General features: G+C 43.7%; 19 protein-coding genes and 1 tRNA gene. 2 read left to right on the plus strand and 18 right to left on the minus strand.

Annotation, left to right across the window (positions count from 1 at the left end; all coding sequences use genetic code 11):
• Nucleotides 1–46: 46 nt before the first annotated feature.
• From SPICA_RS14820 to SPICA_RS07705, 3 genes are all read right to left on the minus strand, one after another.
• On the minus strand, nt 47–937 hold the full coding sequence (locus tag SPICA_RS14820; protein WP_013968967.1) for an ankyrin repeat domain-containing protein: 891 nt from the start codon (nt 935–937) through the stop codon (nt 47–49).
• Nucleotides 938–963: 26 nt separating this feature from the next.
• Entirely contained in the window at nt 964–2,508 is a 1,545-nt protein-coding gene (locus SPICA_RS14825) for an adenylate/guanylate cyclase domain-containing protein (protein WP_013968968.1), read from the minus strand.
• A gap of 123 nt (nt 2,509–2,631) precedes the next feature.
• A tRNA-Phe gene (locus SPICA_RS07705) sits at nt 2,632–2,704 on the minus strand.
• Nucleotides 2,705–2,894: 190 nt separating this feature from the next.
• On the opposite strand from SPICA_RS07705, the gene SPICA_RS07710 reads away from it, so the two are divergent.
• Nucleotides 2,895–3,911 carry a hypothetical protein gene (locus tag SPICA_RS07710; protein WP_013968969.1) on the plus strand — a complete coding sequence of 339 codons (1,017 nt, stop codon included), beginning with the start codon at nt 2,895–2,897 and terminating at the stop codon, nt 3,909–3,911.
• A 145-nt stretch (nt 3,912–4,056) separates the two neighbouring features.
• On the plus strand, nt 4,057–4,563 hold the full coding sequence (locus SPICA_RS07715) for a chemotaxis protein CheW (protein ID WP_013968970.1): 507 nt from the start codon (nt 4,057–4,059) through the stop codon (nt 4,561–4,563).
• Between the two features lie 59 nt (nt 4,564–4,622).
• Here the strand turns inward: SPICA_RS07715 and SPICA_RS07720 are convergent, their stop codons facing one another.
• The 15 genes from SPICA_RS07720 to fliM all read right to left on the minus strand — a co-directional run bounded on the left by SPICA_RS07720 (nt 4,623) and on the right by fliM (nt 19,296).
• Nucleotides 4,623–5,129: a hypothetical protein gene (locus SPICA_RS07720; protein ID WP_156789645.1), complete on the minus strand. Its 507-nt coding sequence runs from the start codon at nt 5,127–5,129 to the stop codon at nt 4,623–4,625.
• Between the two features lie 110 nt (nt 5,130–5,239).
• Nucleotides 5,240–5,569 (minus strand): hypothetical protein, encoded by a 330-nt coding sequence (locus SPICA_RS07725; protein ID WP_013968972.1) that lies wholly within the window; start codon nt 5,567–5,569, stop codon nt 5,240–5,242.
• Nucleotides 5,550–7,511, minus strand: a complete 1,962-nt coding sequence (locus SPICA_RS07730) for a FapA family protein (protein WP_013968973.1) — start codon at nt 7,509–7,511, stop codon at nt 5,550–5,552. Before SPICA_RS07730 ends, SPICA_RS07725 begins: the two co-directional genes overlap by 20 nt.
• A 12-nt stretch (nt 7,512–7,523) precedes the next feature.
• Complete coding sequence (gene whiG / locus SPICA_RS07735) at nt 7,524–8,312, minus strand: RNA polymerase sigma factor WhiG (protein ID WP_013968974.1); 789 nt, start codon at nt 8,310–8,312, stop codon at nt 7,524–7,526.
• Nucleotides 8,313–8,315: 3 nt separating this feature from the next.
• Nucleotides 8,316–8,981, minus strand: a complete 666-nt coding sequence (locus SPICA_RS07740) for a hypothetical protein (protein WP_013968975.1) — start codon at nt 8,979–8,981, stop codon at nt 8,316–8,318.
• A 53-nt stretch (nt 8,982–9,034) separates the two neighbouring features.
• The gene (locus SPICA_RS07745) at nt 9,035–9,925 is read right to left on the minus strand and encodes a MinD/ParA family protein (RefSeq protein WP_013968976.1); all 891 of its coding nucleotides are present in this window, start codon (nt 9,923–9,925) and stop codon (nt 9,035–9,037) included.
• An 11-nt stretch (nt 9,926–9,936) separates the two neighbouring features.
• Nucleotides 9,937–11,154 carry a flagellar biosynthesis protein FlhF gene (gene flhF / locus SPICA_RS07750; protein WP_013968977.1) on the minus strand — a complete coding sequence of 406 codons (1,218 nt, stop codon included), beginning with the start codon at nt 11,152–11,154 and terminating at the stop codon, nt 9,937–9,939.
• A 10-nt stretch (nt 11,155–11,164) separates the two neighbouring features.
• A complete protein-coding gene (flhA, locus tag SPICA_RS07755; protein ID WP_013968978.1) occupies nt 11,165–13,252 on the minus strand; it encodes a flagellar biosynthesis protein FlhA in 2,088 nt (695 codons plus the stop codon).
• Nucleotides 13,253–13,267: 15 nt separating this feature from the next.
• Nucleotides 13,268–14,428 (minus strand): flagellar biosynthesis protein FlhB, encoded by a 1,161-nt coding sequence (flhB, locus tag SPICA_RS07760; RefSeq protein WP_013968979.1) that lies wholly within the window; start codon nt 14,426–14,428, stop codon nt 13,268–13,270.
• The gene (fliR, locus tag SPICA_RS07765) at nt 14,425–15,213 is read right to left on the minus strand and encodes a flagellar biosynthetic protein FliR (protein ID WP_013968980.1); all 789 of its coding nucleotides are present in this window, start codon (nt 15,211–15,213) and stop codon (nt 14,425–14,427) included. Before fliR ends, flhB begins: the two co-directional genes overlap by 4 nt.
• 3 nt (nt 15,214–15,216) lie before the next feature.
• Nucleotides 15,217–15,486: a flagellar biosynthesis protein FliQ gene (fliQ, locus tag SPICA_RS07770; protein ID WP_013968981.1), complete on the minus strand. Its 270-nt coding sequence runs from the start codon at nt 15,484–15,486 to the stop codon at nt 15,217–15,219.
• A gap of 11 nt (nt 15,487–15,497) precedes the next feature.
• Complete coding sequence (gene fliP, locus SPICA_RS07775; protein WP_013968982.1) at nt 15,498–16,349, minus strand: flagellar type III secretion system pore protein FliP; 852 nt, start codon at nt 16,347–16,349, stop codon at nt 15,498–15,500.
• Between the two features lies 1 nt (nt 16,350).
• The gene (locus tag SPICA_RS07780; protein ID WP_013968983.1) at nt 16,351–16,953 is read right to left on the minus strand and encodes a FliO/MopB family protein; all 603 of its coding nucleotides are present in this window, start codon (nt 16,951–16,953) and stop codon (nt 16,351–16,353) included.
• Nucleotides 16,954–17,026: 73 nt separating this feature from the next.
• Nucleotides 17,027–18,268 (minus strand): flagellar motor switch protein FliN, encoded by a 1,242-nt coding sequence (gene fliN / locus SPICA_RS07785; protein WP_013968984.1) that lies wholly within the window; start codon nt 18,266–18,268, stop codon nt 17,027–17,029.
• Nucleotides 18,265–19,296, minus strand: coding sequence for a flagellar motor switch protein FliM (fliM, locus tag SPICA_RS07790; RefSeq protein ID WP_013968985.1), 1,032 nt, complete (start codon nt 19,294–19,296; stop codon nt 18,265–18,267). Before fliM ends, fliN begins: the two co-directional genes overlap by 4 nt.
• Between the last annotated feature and the right edge of the window lie 4 nt (nt 19,297–19,300).

Consider the following 19,300-nt stretch of genomic DNA (forward strand, 5'->3'; position numbering starts at 1 on the left):
ACAAAGCTACACAATTATTATCTTTTTCGCAACTGAAAAAGCATACTCAAGATGGCATAAGATTAATAAGGGCCTCATTATGAAAGAGTTTTGCATATTTTCGAGCGCTAAAACCCAATTTATCTTCAATATCCGGATCGGCCCCTGCATCTAGAAGCTTTTTACATAATGCTATATCACCCTTGCCAACAGCAATAATAAGGGCTGTCTGCCCATCCTTACTTTGGATATTAACATCGGTTCCAGCTTCTATAAGATCCTCCGCAATTTGGGTAAATCCACCAGCCACTGCATCCATAAGGGCTGTATTACCCCTGTCTTCAGCTCGCAAATTTACATTCGCCCCTGCATCAATTAGAAGATCCACCATGGCCCTGTTATGTTCTCTGGCAGCAATACAAAGAACAGGAACCCCCTTTTTATCCCGAGTATCCGGTGGGAATCCTGCCCGTAAAAAAAGATCCACCCCATGGGCATTTCCTTCCCGGACCGTATCTGCAAAGGCATCCCCCCGTATGGAAATACCAAGTTCAAGTAATTCCTTCCGAGCTAAGCGGCGTTCCGCCACATCGGTCCATTCTTTCCGTTCTGCTTCTATAAAGTTTGCAAGGTCTTCAAGGGAAAGAACAAGAAAAAAAGGGGCCAGAAAGGGGGCTTGAACAGGCTCCCGGGACGGCCTAAATAAAATCATAGGTTTTTCAGAACCGAGGGAAAAACCAGCGACAAAGGAAAGCCAAGCACTCGATGCTGACAGCATAGAATACACTACCACGATATGAGTGGCGGAACTGATAATTTCATCCAGCCGGTGTTTATCGGTTCGCCAATTTTTACCGATTTGATACGCCTCTGCAGCTATTTCTATTGTGTGAAACATTTTTAATATTGCCTTAGCCTGATCGGCATCGGACTTTTCGCAAAGCACCAAAACTTTCATAACCCAACCTTACATGCTTTATATGATTATGCCCGAACTTTCATCATGCAGTTATCGAGGTAAAAAATTGCTGCCCCATCTTCAGGTATAATTTCTAATACCTTTCTAAATTGGTACATAGCATCGTTAAAATCTTTCTGGTAATAACTCATCATTCCTTGTTCAAAAAAACTATTGGCCTTCATTTTATGTTCAAGAAGTTGGGGATCGAGACCGTCATATATTTCAAAAACCGAAACAGGATCCTCCTTGCCTTTTACCCGTACCTTCCCGATAAATCGATACATATAAGCTCCCGGATCCTTCAGGCTTTTAAAGGTTTCATCACTGATTGCTATGGAAATATTAAAAACTTTGGTGATACTTTCGAGCCTGCTTGCAAGGTTGACTGCGTCGGAAATAACTGTATTTTGCATCCGGTCTTGAACCCCCACAACACCGAGCATAAGAGGCCCCGTATGCAACCCAATCCCCATGGAAAGGGGACGATAATTGCACTTAGCCCGATGAATATTGTATTCAAGGATTACCCGTTGCATATCGATGGCTGAACGGACCGCTGCATCGGGACCTTTTTCATCAGGGAAAAGGGCCATAATAGCATCTCCCATGTATTTATCGACAAATCCACCATGATTGGTAATAGCAGGAACAATTCGTGCAAGATATGAATTGATGAATTTAAAACTTTCTTCAGGGGTAAGAACTTCTGAAAGGTTGGTAAACTGACGGATATCTGAAAAGAAAATAGTCATTTCCTGTTTCACATGATCTCCGAGTTGTAAATCCACTACACTGGGTTTATCAAGAATTTGTAAAAACTCTTTGGGTATAAAACGGGTTAGAGCTATGGAAACCCGGTCTACATAATCTGAAAGATAGGGTTCTTCCGGCGCTAAAGATGGATTCCCTACAAGGATGAAAATAAAAAAACAAGAAAAAAGCAGAATTTGTCCAACCAGAATAAAAAGATGGCTTTCAAAGGAAAGGGGGAATAAACCTGCTGCTAGCAGAATATAGGGAAAGGCTGAAAGCAATACCGATACACCTAAAAGTATAAAAATAAAGGCGTTTTTCTCTCGATTTTTAACGATGAAAACTCCGTAGAATAGGATAAAACAACCAATAACAGCAATTCCTGCAAAGAAAGGAATTGTAAAATAGGGGCTGCATAACCACATGGCGATGATTGACAACAATTCTGTAACCCCAATGATAGAAGACGACCGCATAGCAAACTTCGTTGCACGGCTTGAAATTATAAATAATCCGAGAGCAGTCTCTTGAGCAAGAAGTAGACTAAGCAAAACCAGTACGACCTGTTGAACAAGGAGTGGTTTTCCATTAAATCCATGCAAAAACAGAGGACTTACCACTGCCATAGTAAAAAGCATGAACAATACCGAAAGGAGTAGCATAATAAAACGAGAACAATGACGTCTCATCGGGACAACAAAATAGTTAATTACATAAAAGACTGAAAATAGCATTTCTATAGTAGCAAGACATCCGATAAGGGCAGAAGAAAAAACAGTTACTATAACTTCTTTAGATTCAACTAATTCTATCATACTACTACTTTAAACTACATTAAACCAATTTGGTAGAGGCTAGATACCTATTAAACAGGATGGCTACTTTACATAAAGGTAAAAATAAAAAAGGCCGATTGTAAGGTTCACAACCGGCCTTTGTGCCGCCAAAGGGAATCGAACCCTTGACACAAGGATTTTCAGTCCTTTGCTCTACCAACTGAGCTACAGCGGCGTTACGGTTAGTTTTATACAGGAGATACAAAAAAAAGTCAATACAAAAACCTGCTTTTTTTAGAGTCTAAGACATATTTGGTACAAGGGGCCCTGCAATTTGAGAAATGTAGAAGAATGGGCTATATTCTTAATGAGAACCTTCATCATGAAGATGGAGGGTTCAAGTATAAACTCGAAAGGAGGAATGTATGGCTCTTTCTATAAAGAAAGCTCTTACTCTTACCGTACTGGCAGCTACCGTTGTAACGTCTGGCTTCAGCCAGGCGTCCCCAACATCAATAGCTGATGTACAAAAAGGAGCAGAGAGCATGGCAGAAGCCCTTGCTTCAGCCTTACCCTTTAATTCTACCCTGGGGCTTAACTGGTCCGATGCTTATATTGGTCAGTTTATAGGAATCCCTCCCCATTTTGGAGTCGGTCTTTCTGCGGGAGCTACTTCTGTTAAATCCGATGAAATGAAGGTCTTACTCGATAAACTTGGCGTTGATACCCAGGATTTACCCGAAATACTTCCATTACCAGCGGGAATACTGGAAGCCCGTATAGGTGGATTCATTCTTCCCTTTGATATTGGACTTAAAGCAGGTTTTATTACGGGAGATATGGGAAAAGCGATCGAAGATACTTCAGGGGGGTTAAAGCTCGATTACATCCTGGTCGGTGGAGATTTCCGATATAATCTTATAAAGGGCAATCTGCTCCTTCCACGGGTCAGCCTCGGCGTTGGGGTAAATTATATGAAGGGAAGCCTTGGGACTACCCTGAGTGGCGGCCAGAGCTTTAGCTATAATAACTATAATAATTATTACATTAATACATCGGCCCCTGAACTTGGCCTTTCCTGGGAAACCACCACTATCGACCTCAAAGCTCAAGTATCTAAGAGCCTGCTTATCTTTACCCCCTATGCAGGCCTTGGAGCAAGCTACGGCATGTCCAAGGCGGGCTACTATGTTAAGAGTGAAATAACAACAACAGGCGGAAGCATAGATGATATAAAGAATGCCCTCACTCAAGCCGGTATCACCCCGCCGGACATTTCTGCCACGGAAATGTCAAGCTACTTTGACAATAACGGATGGGCATTCCGGGCCTTTGGGGGTCTTTCCCTTAATATTCTGGTCCTGAAACTAGATCTCACAGGCCTCTACAACTTCAGCGATGGCAGTTACGGCGGTACTCTGGGAGTCCGTTTCCAACTGTAAAAGATTCTCAATAATGGGGGGCTGTCTCGTATATACTTCCGAGACAGCCTTTTTTTTTGAACTGAAGCCCGCGATATTTGACGGAATAGAACACTTAACCTAGAATAGTAAGTGGGGTATGTCACCCCACGTGCGGAGGATGATTATGGGTCACAACAACCAATACCTGACCTTTCGGCTGGAAGATGAGCAGTATGCGGTAAGTGTGTATTCGGTCCGTGAAGTGCTGGAATATGCACCTATCACCCGATTACCGCAGACAGCGGCCTACCTAAAGGGTGTTATCAACTTAAGAGGGGTGGGTATTCCTGTCATCGATCTAAGAACCAAATTTGGTATGCCGGAAGTGCCGGTAACCAAAGATACCAGCATTATTGTATTGGACATCACAGGCCGGGAGGGGCTGCTTATTATCGGAGCTCTAGCAGATTCTGTTCAGGAAGTCATCGAATTGGAAGCGAGAGATATTGAACCCGCCCCCCGGTTTGGAAACAACCTAGCGGTTGAATATATCCAGGGTATTGGGAAAAAAGACGGTAAATTCATCATCATTTTAAATATGGATAAGATTCTGAGTACCGATGATGTGATCGATATTTCACATTTGGACACTCAAGGAACACAAATCCCCATATCAGAAAGCACAACCTGACAATGCAATTCAAATATAGGGGGCTTCGCAACTAATTGGAATTGAAGGGGTACCCCTATTCAGTTCTTTTGGGATTTCTTCCCCGAAACATTTATAGCTAAATCTACTTCTGCAACGGTAACTTTGAGCTTGCTAGCAATCAGCTCCGGTGAAAACCCAGCTTCATACAATTCAAGCACCTGGTCGGAAAAAGATGGGGCCTTTGGCGTAAGTTCATGCTCAGTTCTAAGGAAGCGAGGTTTAGGATTCGATTTCTCAACTTCAGGTGTGACTAGTTCAGACGATGCCAATGATTTTTTTGCTCTTTGCTCTCGCTGGAACAGATCCATTTCCTGAGGTACATCCGATTGTATGGTACGGCCCTGCCTTCTTCCAAGCTCAGCATAGGCCTGCTCTTCCATAGAGCGGCGGTTGATTTCTTTTTTATATGCCAGAATGCGTTTATCCGTATCCTCCAAGATAGATTTTAGGGTTTTTACTCGGTCTTCAACCAGGGCGATATCCCGATCGGTAGCGGCATCGATATCAGAAATGAGATGGGCCACCTCATCCCTAAACTCTGCCAAGATTCGCTCCTTGCTGGTTTGTTTTAATATAAGAGATCTCACATATATAAATGTAAAAGCCCACAACAAGAGATTGGCAACAGAAATGATTACAGAAATATCCATGCAATTTATCCGTTTACATCAATATGTTTACCTAAATCAGGATCCTGAATCACATCAATTTGTTTTTCTTCGTTTGGGCCTTTCTTTTCTTCCTTTTTTTCAGGGAATTCTTCCTGGCTCCGGTTCCGTGCATTATTATCCTTGATTCGTTCAGCTCCACCTTCGGGTTCTTTGGTCTCGTTAACAGAACGAACCTTTTCTTCAGTTTTTTTCAGATTCACAGCTCCTTGCAAAGATTGTTGCAATACAAGGCCCTCTTTTTCAGCACTTTTCTGTCTGGCTACCTTATCCATCTGAGTAAAGAGGGTTTGTAAATCAATTGGTTGTATAGCCATCGGGACCTCGCTTTGCTTCCTCATCGGGTTCTTCGTATTTTGTTACCCTGATGAGGTTGTTTTCAAGTACAAAGGTAACAGCACGGTATTCATTTTTTACATCCTCTTTTGCATCTCGGATGATAATCTTGACACCTGGATATACTTTACTTGAAGCTGAAACTTTTCCACGAACCTTCAGGGTATTTAAATAATTCTGGATTGATGTAACTTCCTCGTTAATTGCTTGAATGTCCCGGAGTACAAACTGGCGACGTTCCATAAGTTCCTGCATATAAGCTTCCTTGTCCTCCGGCAGAGACTTTCTCTGCTTTTTAATACTGACGAGGGTTCGCAGGTTCAGTTCTATTTCCTCCAGCTGTTTTTCAAGCCCATCCTTTTTCACCAGGATCTGATCAAGCTTTTCCTTACTTTTAGGATCAAAACCGACCTCACAGATGGTTTCTGTGCCGCTTACCGGGCTTCCAAGCACCTTTGCATTTATCTCTTCAGCGGCTCTAAGCCTTCCGCCAACAATATTTGCCCGCTTACCCTGGCAAATAATACTCTTATTAGCATTTACCTGAGAATTGATGATACCATCTGAAACAACAACCATATTTCCTGCTTCTACAATGGCATTTTCAATAAATCTTGCCCAGATAGATCGACCGGCCCGAACAAAACCACTATTTTTTCCAGTAATACCCTGATGAACAATAATATCCCCTTCAGCATCCAATTCTGCCTTTTCTACTGTACCGTGTACTTCAATGTTTCCAGCGGCCTTCACCGAAAAGCCATCTTCCACATTGCCGGTAATAATAACAGTTCCCAGAAATATTATATTACCTGTCTTAAGGTTCACATCTCCCTGTACAGTATATACCGGTTCAACATTAATTTTACCACCACTTAACACTACCTGCCCATTCAGATCCGCGATAATAGTGAGTTGATCCTCAGCGACATGAACATTTTTACCAATCGGCATGGGTATGTCCTTGCCGTTCTTAGCGGGTATGACCTTGCCTGTAACCGTTTTTCCGGGAACACCCCGTTCTGCCGGAACTTTTCTGGCCAAGGGCTGGCCTTCGACCACATTTTGTATTATATTCAGTTCTTTAAAGTCGACTCGACCGTTAGCTCCTTCCTTAAGTTTTATTTTCGATTGATCGGTGTCAAAATTATATTGAATATAGGCATCCCGACCATTCACCGGACGACTACCTTCTGCAACAAGGACCATTTCCTTATATTTTGGCTTATCGGTAAATTCTTGTAGAACGTCGTCTTTAATACCATACACGACTCGATTATTACGTAAAAAACTGAGTATAGTCTCTGCTGAAAGATCACAACCACCAGGCCCCGGTGGAGTAACATAAATATAGGCTTTCATTTCTTGATCAGCTATATCAACGGTAATAATAGCGTCATTTGCGGGGTTCTGTATAAAAGTACCCACCAGAACATATTCACCGGCAGCTTCCTTAACAACCCTGGAAACAAGCTGTTCATCAATATCCCTTACAGAGCGTTGTACGAGCGCGTCCATGGCCTGCTTTTCATTTGCTCGTTTTCCTTTTCCACGAGGAGTAGTTACTTTAAGGAATGCCCCCTCAGGACCAAAATGAACAAATACTTCACCATCCCGATCTTCGATTATCGGTGCACTGATAACAAGATCTTGTTCTTCTGTGGTTAATAGGGAAACGGTTTCTTGCTCTTCTGCTTTTTCATAAGCCCTTATATGCCAATTCTTCTTTCCGGTACCTAAAAAACCTGGATTTCCCCGTTCGATAATCTCATATTCGATCTTTTTTACACTTGTCCCAAGCAAGGTAGCGGCATTATACACCGCCTCTTCCAGCGTCTCTCCTTCAGTCTCTAAAGTACGGATTTTCCGGTCCCGTTCCAGCCGTTCCTTCATTTTTTGCTGTAGCTGGACAAAATCAATCATAAGGGACAGCTCCTAGATTATTCCTTTGCGGATATTCGTTAGTTTTGCTCGTAATCGAAGTATAGCCTTTGTATGAAGCTGGGAGACACGGGATTCGGTAACTTCCAGAACTTGTCCAATTTCCTTTAAAGTTAAATCCTCATAATAATAAAGAACAAGTACCTTTTTTTCTTTATCGGGCAATTCATTTATTGCCTCTATAATAATTCGCCTTATTTCATCTTTTTCAACAATATGTTCAGGATTAAGGCTTGATGGAGCTTCGATACTTTCTCCAATAGAAACCTTATCATTTTCATCACCTGAAAACCAAACATCATTGAGAGATAATATCGATGTGCCAGATATGTGCATCATCGTTTTAAGGAATTCCTCTTCGGTCAATCCCAAAGCCTGGGCAATTTCCTGATCCGTTGCAGTGCGTCCTAATTGGGCTTCTAATGATCCTATAGTTTCTTCCAATTCTTTAGTTTTTTGACGTACCGATCTCGGCACCCAATCGATAGAACGGAGTTCATCAAATATAGCGCCTCTGATTCTAGTTACTGCATAGGTCTTGAATTTAACATTTTTATCTGGATCGAATTTTTCGATCGCATCCAACAGTCCAAAAGTCCCAAATCCCACAAGGTCATCAAATTCTACATTGTGAGGCATGCCTACAGCTACTTTCCCTGCAACATATTTCACAAGAGGTGCATATTGTTTAATAAAGGCTTCACGGATTTTTGGATCCCTGGTTTTTTTATAAGTAAGCCAGAGTTCTTCTTCCGTCTTCTGCTCCAGGAGGACATTCCCCATACCCTATCCTTTCTGGTCCCGTTTCAAAATTGTTTGTATCGCCATTGCCATTTCTTTTGGATCAAAAGATGCTGAAGTACCAGCATATTTTGTCGAAGTTGTTGTAGGAGCTCCTGTTTCATGCTCACTATCCTCTCCACGTTCCAGAACTGGCATTACAAAGGCATCTGACATTCCTTCGAGGTCAGGCAACTCATCAACATCATCGATGACCCCAATGGGGAGTGCCGGACTTTGACTTAGTACTTCATTACTTTCTATTCGGGCCGTATCATGTTCCCTACTAGTATAGCTGTCTTCGTCATTCTGGTCCAGAGCTTTTTCAGAAATGAATTCATCATCTTCTTCCACTGTGTCTTTTACCAATTGGGAAGCCAGAGAATTTTCCGGAATAACTTCCTCCTCCCCAACAGAAATATTCACCTTTGAACCGACATCCGGAATAGCACCTTCATGGTCTGAAATATCCTGGCCTTGGTTTTCTATAAGCTCTGGAATAAATTGGGTAATAAGCCAATAGACGAGACCTGAAAAAACAAAGAAAAAAACAGCAAAAATAAGGGCCCGTATGAGGGCAATTAAGAATGCAGCCCCAGCAATCATTCCAAACAAAATTGAAAGGATAAAGGCGATACCTGCTACCAGTCCGCTGATTTTTGGATCAAACACCTACAAGCTCCCCTTATTAGACTAGGATAGAACCGGGACTGCGTCAAGCCGCATTATTCTCTGTTAAACAGGCGTCTGATAAGGTTACCTAATCCGCCATCTTGACGAATTTCTGTTTTTTCCATACGACCCACAATATGCTGGACACAGAGCGAAGCTTTACTCTTTGGGTCCAAAACCATAAAAGGCTTTTGGCGCAATACAGCCTGGGGAACCGCGGGGTCATCATAAATAAAACCAAGGTAATCTACCTTGAGGTTTAAAAACTGACCGGCGATGTTGATCATCCGGTCTGCTACTTTTTTAGCCTCTGCAACCGTTTTTACCCTGTTGACCACCAGCTTAAGACCCATATTTAAATTATCAATTTCGGTTGCAATAATTTTGATAATCCCATAGGCGTCGGTGATTGCCGTCGGTTCTGGGGTTGTAACAATGACCGCATCATCCGCAGCAGCTACAAATGAAAGTACATTATTGGAAACACCGGCGCTGGTATCGATGATGATAATATCTGCATTGGAAAGGGTATACAGCTCATTAATGAAATTCTGCCGCTCATCTTCACTTAAATTTGCAATTTTCGAAAACCCCGACGCTCCAGCAACAATTTGTATACCATATTCCGTATCAATAAGGATATCCTTCATGGTTTTTTGCTTTCGGATCACATGATACAGATTATATTTCGGGATCATATTAAGCATCACATTAACGTTTGCAAGCCCCAGATCGGCATCCATAACGATGACCTTCTTCCCAAGTCGGGCATAAGCCAAAGCCATATTAACTGATACATTGGTCTTTCCAACCCCGCCTTTGCCGCTGGCAACGGTAATAATTCTGGTCTTTCTACTCTGTTTGTCCTTTGCAGGAGTTGTTGTCTGGGTATTATTATTTTTTGCCCTCATGAGTTCTCGTAGCTGTTCTGCCTGGTCTTCCATGAAAATCTCCGTTATAGAACGTCTCTAGTTGCGTATGCAAACTTTTCTTCTATTTTCTGACGATTAATTCTAAAACCTTCAAGGTTGATTAAAAACCGAACCGCTGTTGCCCGCTCGATGTCCTGGGGGACCTTTTGTCCATTGGTGATAAAGGATACGGTTTTTCCCCGTTCTGCCAAAGCACTGATCATATTACCTACACGGGTAGTCTCATCAAGTTTGGTTACGATAATTGACCGGTAATTAAAAGGTTCGTATTGCTGCATGATTTCTTTAATGTCGCTGAACTTTGTAGAAGCAGCCATTGCGAGATGCACTTCAGCGGTACTGCCGCAGGCATTAAGGATCTCTTTCATTTCAGCCAGTTTCACCGCATCCCGCGGGCTTTTTCCTATGGTATCCACCAGAACAAGATCCACTTCCTGGGCATACATAGCTATGGTTTTTCTAAGGTCCTCATAGGTTTCTACACAGGACACGGGGATTTGCATGATATTCCCATAAGTCTCAATTTGTTGTTTTGCTGCAATTCGGTAGTTATCGATAGTTATCATCCTTACCGAGAGGGGGTTCAAGCCGTTCATGCCAACAACACCATACAGGGCAGCGAGTTTTGCAATGGTAGTGGTTTTGCCAACCCCGGTTGGTCCAACTAAGATGAGGACCCGAGGCTTCGTGTTTGAGTTCGGCTCCTGATATACATTAATGCTTTCTCCAATCCATTCAACAACCTGGCTCTGAAGTGCATCGAAATCTTCAAGGGCTTCGAGAGAAAAATCCCTCTTAATTCTATTTTGAATTGACAATGTATAATTGTGGGAAAAATCATTTGAATAGAGCAATTCGCTAATTTTTAAAAGATTTGGGTGCTCATCGGCTGGTTTCGATTGTATCTGTGTTGATTCAAGTTTTTCTTTAAGACTTCGGACTTCCTGTAATACGGTTTGCAGGGTAGGATCCATTTTTGGATTTGCTACGGCAAGAATTTTCCGTTTTTCCTCTTCCAAGTCTAAAGGTTTTCGCACATTTTTAAGGGGATCCGTAGCATAACGCAAGGGTTCATTACTCACAATACCGGTCATCTCGACCCCGTCCCGGGTAAATAGACCGAGGAAACCTCCAATACGAACCGTTTTTCGCATCAATATTTTAGCGTTATCCCCATACTTTTCTTTTATTTTGCGGATACATTCCGCATGGGTAGGTGCCTGTTCAGTAAAATATTCCATACCGTTCCCTTTATTCTATTCGAATTTCGCCTACCGCTTCAACGGTTATATCTGCTACAATTTCCGGAACCGACAGTACAACAAGGTCCGGAATTTCCCGTTCTGTACTGGATTTTACCAAGGGACGGCCTGCTTCAGAACAAAGTACTAGAGGAATCATGCCCTGTTCCTGCATAGCTGCTACCGATCGGGACAGTGCTTTTATCCATGCCCTCTGTAGAGCTGGTTCCAAAGCAGCAACCACGCCGCTTGAAGTCTCTACCCTGCTGTCTATAATCTTCTGCTCCAAAGACTGCTCTATAGTAAGCACCCTCAAGGTCCGTTCATCATCGGCATACTGTAGACAGATTTGCCGTGCTAAAGCCTGGCGTGCTTTCTCGGTGAGGAACTGGGTATCCTTGGTGACCGGTGCAAAGTCTGCCAGGGCTTCGAGAATGGCAACCATATTACGTATGGAAACCTGTTCTCGGAGCAGGGCTTGCAATACCTTTTGAATTTCTCCAAGAGACAACAATTTTTGTGCTTCTTCTACCACTGCAGGATACTCTTTTTTAAGGGTTTCAAGGATACCCTGGGTTTCCTGGCGGCCTAAAATTTCCGCTGCATGCCGTTTAATAATTTCCGTTAGATGGGTTGCAATGATTGATGGCGGATCCACCACGGTGTACCCTGCCCGTTCTGCTTCTTCCCGGCGATCTTCACTAATCCATAAAGCAGGGAGCCCGAAGGCGGGATCCTTTGTCTTTTCACCCGGAATTTCATCAGTCACTCCACCAGGATTTATGCAGAGAAAATATCCCATTCGGATCTTTCCGCGGCCCACATCAACCCCCTTAATTTTAAAACAATACTCAGAAGGCTCGAGCCGCATATTATCGATAATTCTGATCCTGGGGATGACCAGGCCGAGATCCAGAGCTGATTCTCTGCGAATTCGATGAACCCGCTCAAGAAGTTCTGCACCCTTATCACGGTCTACTAGGGGAATAAGTCCATACCCTAGCTCCAATGAGAGCGGGTCTAAGGGCACCACTGGCGACATTTCTGCGCTTTCATCGGCGGGTTTTTTAGCGGCGGCAGTTTTTGTCTTTTCGGCTTCCTGCTGTTTTAATTTTCCCTGTCCAAGGCGATATGCGGTAAATCCGAGAACCAGAGCAAGGGGTATCAGTACATACCAGGGAAAGCCCGGCATTAAGGATAGGGCTGCCAGAACAAAGGCTCCGATCCAGTATATCCGGGCATCCCGGGAAAATTGACTCGTAACATCGGACCCAAAGGTCCCATCAGAAATAGAACGGGTAACGATGATACCTGTCGCAGTTGATACGAGAAGAGCTGGGAATTGGGAAAGGAGGCCGTCACCAATAGAAAATGTAGTATAGGTTCCCAGGGCGGCAATAATATTTTCTCCATGCAAAGAGACCCCAATGATGATCCCCCCGAGTACATTAATAACGGTGATAAAAATGCCAACTTTAACGTTGCCGGATACAAATTTGCTCGCGCCATCCATGGCACCGTAAAAATCAACTTCCCGCTGGAGCTCATTTTTCCTTCTGAAGGCTTCTTCTTCAGTGATTGCCCCTGAGTTATATTCCGCTTCGATAGCCATCTGTTTACCGGGCAATGCATCGAGGGCAAAACGGGCGGCTACTTCGGCAACCCTGGTTGCACCTTTGGTAATGACAATGGCCTGGACTGCGATGATAACAATAAAAATAACAAATCCTATAACGAGACCTTCTGTCCCCCCACTACCGACAACAAAGGATGAAAAGGCCTTTATCATTTTACCGTCGAATCTTGCCCCCTGGGACAAAATGAGCCTCGTGGAAGAAACATTGATTGCAAGACCAAAAACAGTAGATACCAACAGTATAGTTGGGAAAATACTGAAATCGGTTGGACGCTTGGTATATAAAACAATAAGTAAAATTAAAAGGGCTAATACAAGGTTCAGCGCCATAAGCGCATCGAGGAGCACCGTCGGCAGAGGAATGATCAACATCATGACAACGGCTACAACACCAATTGCTACAAAGAGATCACTTCTGTCCTTTAAAAAACTGTCGCTCAAAATTCTACGTGCATCGGACATGAATTAACGTTTCCTCTATACCGCCGATTTCCGGCGTTCTTCATTAATCTTATATACATGGGCCAGCACTGTGGCAATGGCCTGATAATAGGTTTCTGGTATTATATCCCCTATTTCCACTTCTGCGTATAGGGCCCGAGCTAAAGGTTTATTTTCTACAATAGGAACAGCATGTTCATTGGCTATGGCTTTAATCCGTTGGGCTACCTCATCAACACCCTTGGCTGTCACCATCGGTGCTGGCATGGTATCCCTATTCCACTCTAGTGCTACGGCATAATGGGTCGGGTTGGTAATGACCACATCGGCCTTAGGCACATTGGCGGCCATATTTCTGGAAAGGAGTTCCCGCATTCGTTGTCTGAGTCTGCTTTTAATGAGGGGATCCCCCTCATACATTTTTCGCTCTTCCTTTACTTCCTGTTTGGTCATTTTTAAAAATTCCATATATTGCCAGCGCTGGAAGAGATAATCGGGAATAGAAAGACCTAACAATAAGAGGGCGGCAATAAGAAGTAACTGGATGGTAAGACTGGCTATTGTCGTAAAACCGGTCCAGAGCGTAGCCGTTTGTAAACGGGCCAGTTGTGCGATTTTAGAGCTAATTATGACATAGGATACAATACCTATTATTGCAATTTTTACGATAGATTTTGCAAAATTGAATAATCCCTCGATGGAAAATAAGGTTCGCTGAAAATACTGCCCCAGACGGGGAACAATTTTAGAAAATTTGGGAAGCAGTGGTTTGGTGGTAAAGAGAAATCCCGTCTGAACAAGATTGGCGATAATCCCCGACAGCATAGCTACCGCAATGATGGGCAATGCAAGCCGGGCAAAATAGGTTATAAACACTACAAAAAACATGCCATTCAGCATGGAATCCACCTCATTAAGACGGGTAAAAAAGAAACGGAACATCTCAAGGCAGGTCTTGAACATGGAGGGGCCTAAAAAAATCAGGGTTAAGGTTGGAAGTAAAAGAACAAGTGATCCGATGAGCTCCTGACTTTTCGCAACCCGCCCCTCTTCCCGGGCTTTTCGGATTTTATATTCCGAAGGTTCTTCTGTTCTGCCTTCATCTTCTGCGGCAAACCATTGCAGATCGATGGAAAGCGCCTTTTGGAGTGACAGTTGTTCATCAAACAGCTCAGAGAAATGCTGCTGTTGTTTCACAGTTGCCTCCCCATCGATGTGATAACCCTTTCGAGTATACTAAACCCATTGTTTATCACGTAGGCAAAGGCTTCCACTAAAAATGGCATGGTAGCCATAATAAGGATGAATGCCACAGTAATTGAAATGGGAAAACCTTCAGTCAGAAGATTCATCTGAGGAGCAGCCTTAGAAAGCAGCCCCATCGCAAGAGAAATGAGAAAGAGGGTTCCCAGTATGGGCATGGAAATAACAAGGGCATCTACAAATAGCTGGCTTAAGCCTTTGATCATAACGTTCAGAATCCCTTCTCTTGCAGTAATCAGGGTAAGCACATTGAAAGATTGGACTGAACGCTGGAAACCACCTAGGAACAGTTGCTGAAACCCGTCCACAGACAGAAATACGAGCATACCAATCAGGTTGAGGTACTGTCCCATAAGGGGGTTTTCGATCTGTGCCAGGGGGTCATAGGTTTCAGAAGCACCAAATCCCATTTGCAATGAAAAAAATTGTCCTGCCGATGAAAAAGCAGAATAAATGATAGTGAGATAAAAACCAATAATGATGCCAATAAAGGCTTCTCCGATAACCAGCAGTAAATAAGTAAGATTAAATACTTCCTGAGGAAGGTCTATAGGAGCAGCCTGAGGAAACACCATAAAGGCAGCAAAACCTGCCAAAGAAACTTTAGCTACCTGTGGAATAGCATCGGAAGAAATAAGGGGAGCAACCTCGATCATGGCCAAGGCTCGTACTGCAATGAGTAAATAAAGCGGTGCATTTGCCAGGATCTGGTTCAACATGGATTACCTCGCCATGGAAGGAATCATCTTAAATAACTGGATCGTATAATCCCCCAGCGAAGAAAACATAAAGCCACCTAAGAGGGCCAGAATAAGAAGTATCGCAAGAATTTTGGGAACAAAGGTCAGGGTTTGTTCCTGAATTGATGTCGTAGCTTGTAAAATGGCAACAATAAGACCAACAACCAGGGCTGTGACCAGGATGGGAGCTGATAGAATAATGACCTGTAAAATTCCACCCCGCATCAGAGTGACAATATCACCAATGTCCATAAGCTACTCCCTTAGAAAAAAGACCGCACCAGTTGTTCAGTCAAAAGCCCCCATCCATCGACTAAAACAAAAAGAATAAGCTTAAAGGGCATGGATATCATAACCGGAGGAAGCATAATCATACCCATAGACATAAGCACACTGGCGACGACCATATCAATGATTATGAATGGTATAAACAAGAGGATACCGATTTTGAACGCTACTGTGAGTTCATTAAGAATAAAAGCAGGAATGAGTACATAGGTCGGAACATCTGCCAAAGTATTCGGTTTTGGGAGTCCTCGCATTGCCATAAAGAGCCGTATATTATTCGGGTTTCCCTGCATTTGGCGGTACATAAATAGTCGTAAAGGTTTTTCCGCCTGTGTATAGGCTTCTTCAATGCCAATTTTCCCATCCGAGAGAGGCTTGAAAGATTTTTCGTAAACTTCCTGGAAGGTTGGCCACATGATAAAAAGGGTGAGGAAGAGAGATATTCCCAGAATCACCTGGTTGGGCGGTGCCTGCTGAAGTGAAAGGGCTCGTTTGATAAAGTCCAGCACAATAGAAATTCTAAGAAAGCTGGTCATAAGTATTAAAAGACTTGGAGCGAGGGATAAGACCGTAAGGAGTAGTAGTAATTGTAATGAAAAGGCAACCTCTTTACCCGAATTCGGGTTCCGTATAGTCAGATCTATAAAGGGAACTACCGGTGGAGCCTGTGGAGTTGGAACCCGTACGGTACCCTGGGTTGACCGGGTAGGAAAATTTTGATTCTGGGTCCCAGTCTGGGTTCCCTGGGCAGTTTGAGCAGCGAGGGGTATAAGAGAACTAAGGAAACATAAATATATCAGGAGAAGGAGACGTTGCAGCCCTTTCATCCTACAGCCCCCGAAGCCGTTCACGCTGTTTTTTGAGCCGTTCTGCATGTATATTGACAGGGCTCTGTAGATTTTGATTATCTGAATGGGACTGAGGTATAAAACGACGTAATATCGATGTAAAGTCGTGTTGTGATTTCCCGGTCTCAGCCAGTTTTTTGGATTCATCAAGAAACATGGCATCCAGGGTTTCCTTGTCGGTAATTTCCGCTATAGGTTGAACAGATCCATCGGAAGAGCCTACAAGCCATGCTTTCGTACCAACGGCAACGATATGAATATATCGGTTAGATCCTAGATGGGTGCTTGCGAGTACCCTAAGGTAAGGGTCTCGCAGTTCAGCAGGTCTGGCAAGTTTCTTAAGCCAGAATACGATACCATAAATAGCGGCAACAGAAAGACCCAATACCAGGACAAGACGGAACACTGTCCAAAAGGTAATTCCACTCTGGGCTCGAACAGTGTCTGTTCCTGCTGTTTCACCAATCTGTAACGCCCCCTCATCGGTACCATTGGGAGCCTGAGCCGATTGAACAACCTGAGACCCATTTTGAGATGTTGTCTGACTAAAAAGCAAAGTACTGCCCGAAAACGCCACCAACATGGCGAGGGCATAGATGCGAAGCCTGTTCAGTTTTCCCCTCCCAGGGAACGAGCGTCCCTACTTCGCGTTTATTTTACCCCATATCGGACATTCTTTCCATAGGTGAAACAATTTCAGTTACACGAACTCCGAAGTTTTCATCGATAACGACAACTTCGCCTTTGGCAATAAGTTTGTGGTTCACCAGTATATCTACCGGTTCACCGGCCAATTTATCCAATTCAATGATGGTACCTTCTCCCATCCCCAGGATTTCTTTAATCAGTTTTTTTGTTCTACCCAGCTCTACGGTCATTTCCATGTACACATCCATGATAAGACCGATATTTCCCTGTTCAGCAGATGAGGCTTGAGGAACCAGACTGGGAAATTGAACAGGCTGCACATTTGTGGCAGAAGCACCCATACCATATCCGCCAAAGGCTTGCGGTGACTGACCCATCGGAGGGAATCCTGCCATTCCACCCATAGGAGAACCCCCCATAACTCCACCAAAGGGCATACCACCCATTGCGGCTCCACCCATGGCCATGCCACCCATCGACTGTGGAGCTTGCGTACCCGGCATACTCATTTGGCCCATAGCAGGTCCCGCACCAAAACCACCCATGGCAGAGTTCCCTATACCAGCCATAGGTTGAGTCCCGGTGGACTTACCAACAGCACCACCACTTAATGCTGCAGCTATATCCTGTACTACTGAAGCACCATAGACTTCCCATATCGGAAGATTTGTGCCATCACCAAGACTCAGTTGATAGGTTACCCGTGCAAAATCGCCATTTGGAAGAGCAACCACCGCTTTAGGTACATAGGTGGCTTCGGGGGATACGGATGCAATCGACTTATTACCCGTTTTTTCCGTTAGGGTAGTAATTTGTGTTCCTGTTAATTGTGAAATGATCTCGCTGATTACCGATAAGGCCATATCATCCAGTTCGATATTATCTTCTTTGTTCATCAAACTGGCAATTTTCTTAGCACCTTCTTCAGAAAGCACAAAAAGATGTTCCCCAGGGAAACCGGAGCTGAAATCGGCTTTTATCGCTACAACCATATCAGGGACTTTCTGCAGAAAGGATTCCCGGTTTACTCCATCAACCTGGGTAAGCTGCATGGTGACAGTGGTCCCTGTCATCATAGAAAGGTTAGAGGATTGGGTTTGCACCGTAGCGACCAGGTACTCCTGTAACAGAGCTTTACTCTGCTCACTGATACCACCACCAGAACCTGGGGTAGGCATACCAAGACTTGAGGAATCTACTCCGGCCAAGAGAGCATCTATTTCATCCTGGGAAAGGGCGCCATCGCTCATAGGTTTTCATCTCCTTCTGATGCAAGTTCTTCGAACTCTTCCTGTTCAAGCTCAGCAAGTTTTTTGACAATCTGAACTGCCATTTTTTTGCCTATAACACCTGGACGGCAGAGGAATTTCTTTTTATTTCCTACATTGAGTGTCATTGGATCCCCTACCCTCACATTATATAATCGGATCACATCACCGACTCGTAAAGAAAGAACATCCCGTACGGGGATTTGTATTTTTCCTATCTCAGCAACCACATTAATATCTACTGTAGAAAGCTTTTCTTTTAATACATTAAGATTTTCCGTTGTTGTTCCCCGTCGTACCGACGAATACCAGTATTGTGCAGACAGTTTCCCAATAATTGGCTCTATCGTCAGATAGGGGATACAGAAGTTCATCATCCCTTCCACTTCACCAACCTTAGTTTCCAGAGTAACCAGCACCACCATTTCTGTTGGGGGAACTATCTGAGCAAACTGTGGATTGGTGTCTATCTGACCAAGCCGCGGCCGAAGGTCAATGACGGTTGCCCAGGCTTCACGCATATTACCGAGGATGCGTACGATAATTCCTTCCATTACTGACTGTTCAATATCAGTCAGTTCATGTTGAGCCTTAGTTCCTTCACCGGTTCCACCAAAAAGACGGTCGATGATTGAAAAGGTAACAGCGGGATCAATTTCCAGTATGGCATTGCCCTTCAGGGGATCCATATTGATGATTGCCAAGGTGGTAGGGGTTGGAATAGAACGGATAAATTCTTCATAGGTTAGCTGATCTACCGAAGCAACATGAACATGGACCATGCTCCGTAAATTCGCTGAAAGGGATGTGGTGGTAAGACGAGCAAAGGTTTCATGCATAATAGAAACCGTTCGAATCTGTTCCTTGGAGAATTTATCAGGCCGCTTGAAATCGTAGATTTTTATTTTACGAGTATCTGTCGCGGGTTTAAAATCCTCCGGCTCTGTTTCCCCTGCGTTGATTGCGGTAAGAAGCTGATCAATTTCTTCCTGTGACAGTACTTCGGTCATGCCT

The organism is Gracilinema caldarium DSM 7334 (assembly GCF_000219725.1).
In the GTDB taxonomy this organism is placed as follows: Bacteria; Spirochaetota; Spirochaetia; order Treponematales; family Breznakiellaceae; genus Gracilinema; species Gracilinema caldarium.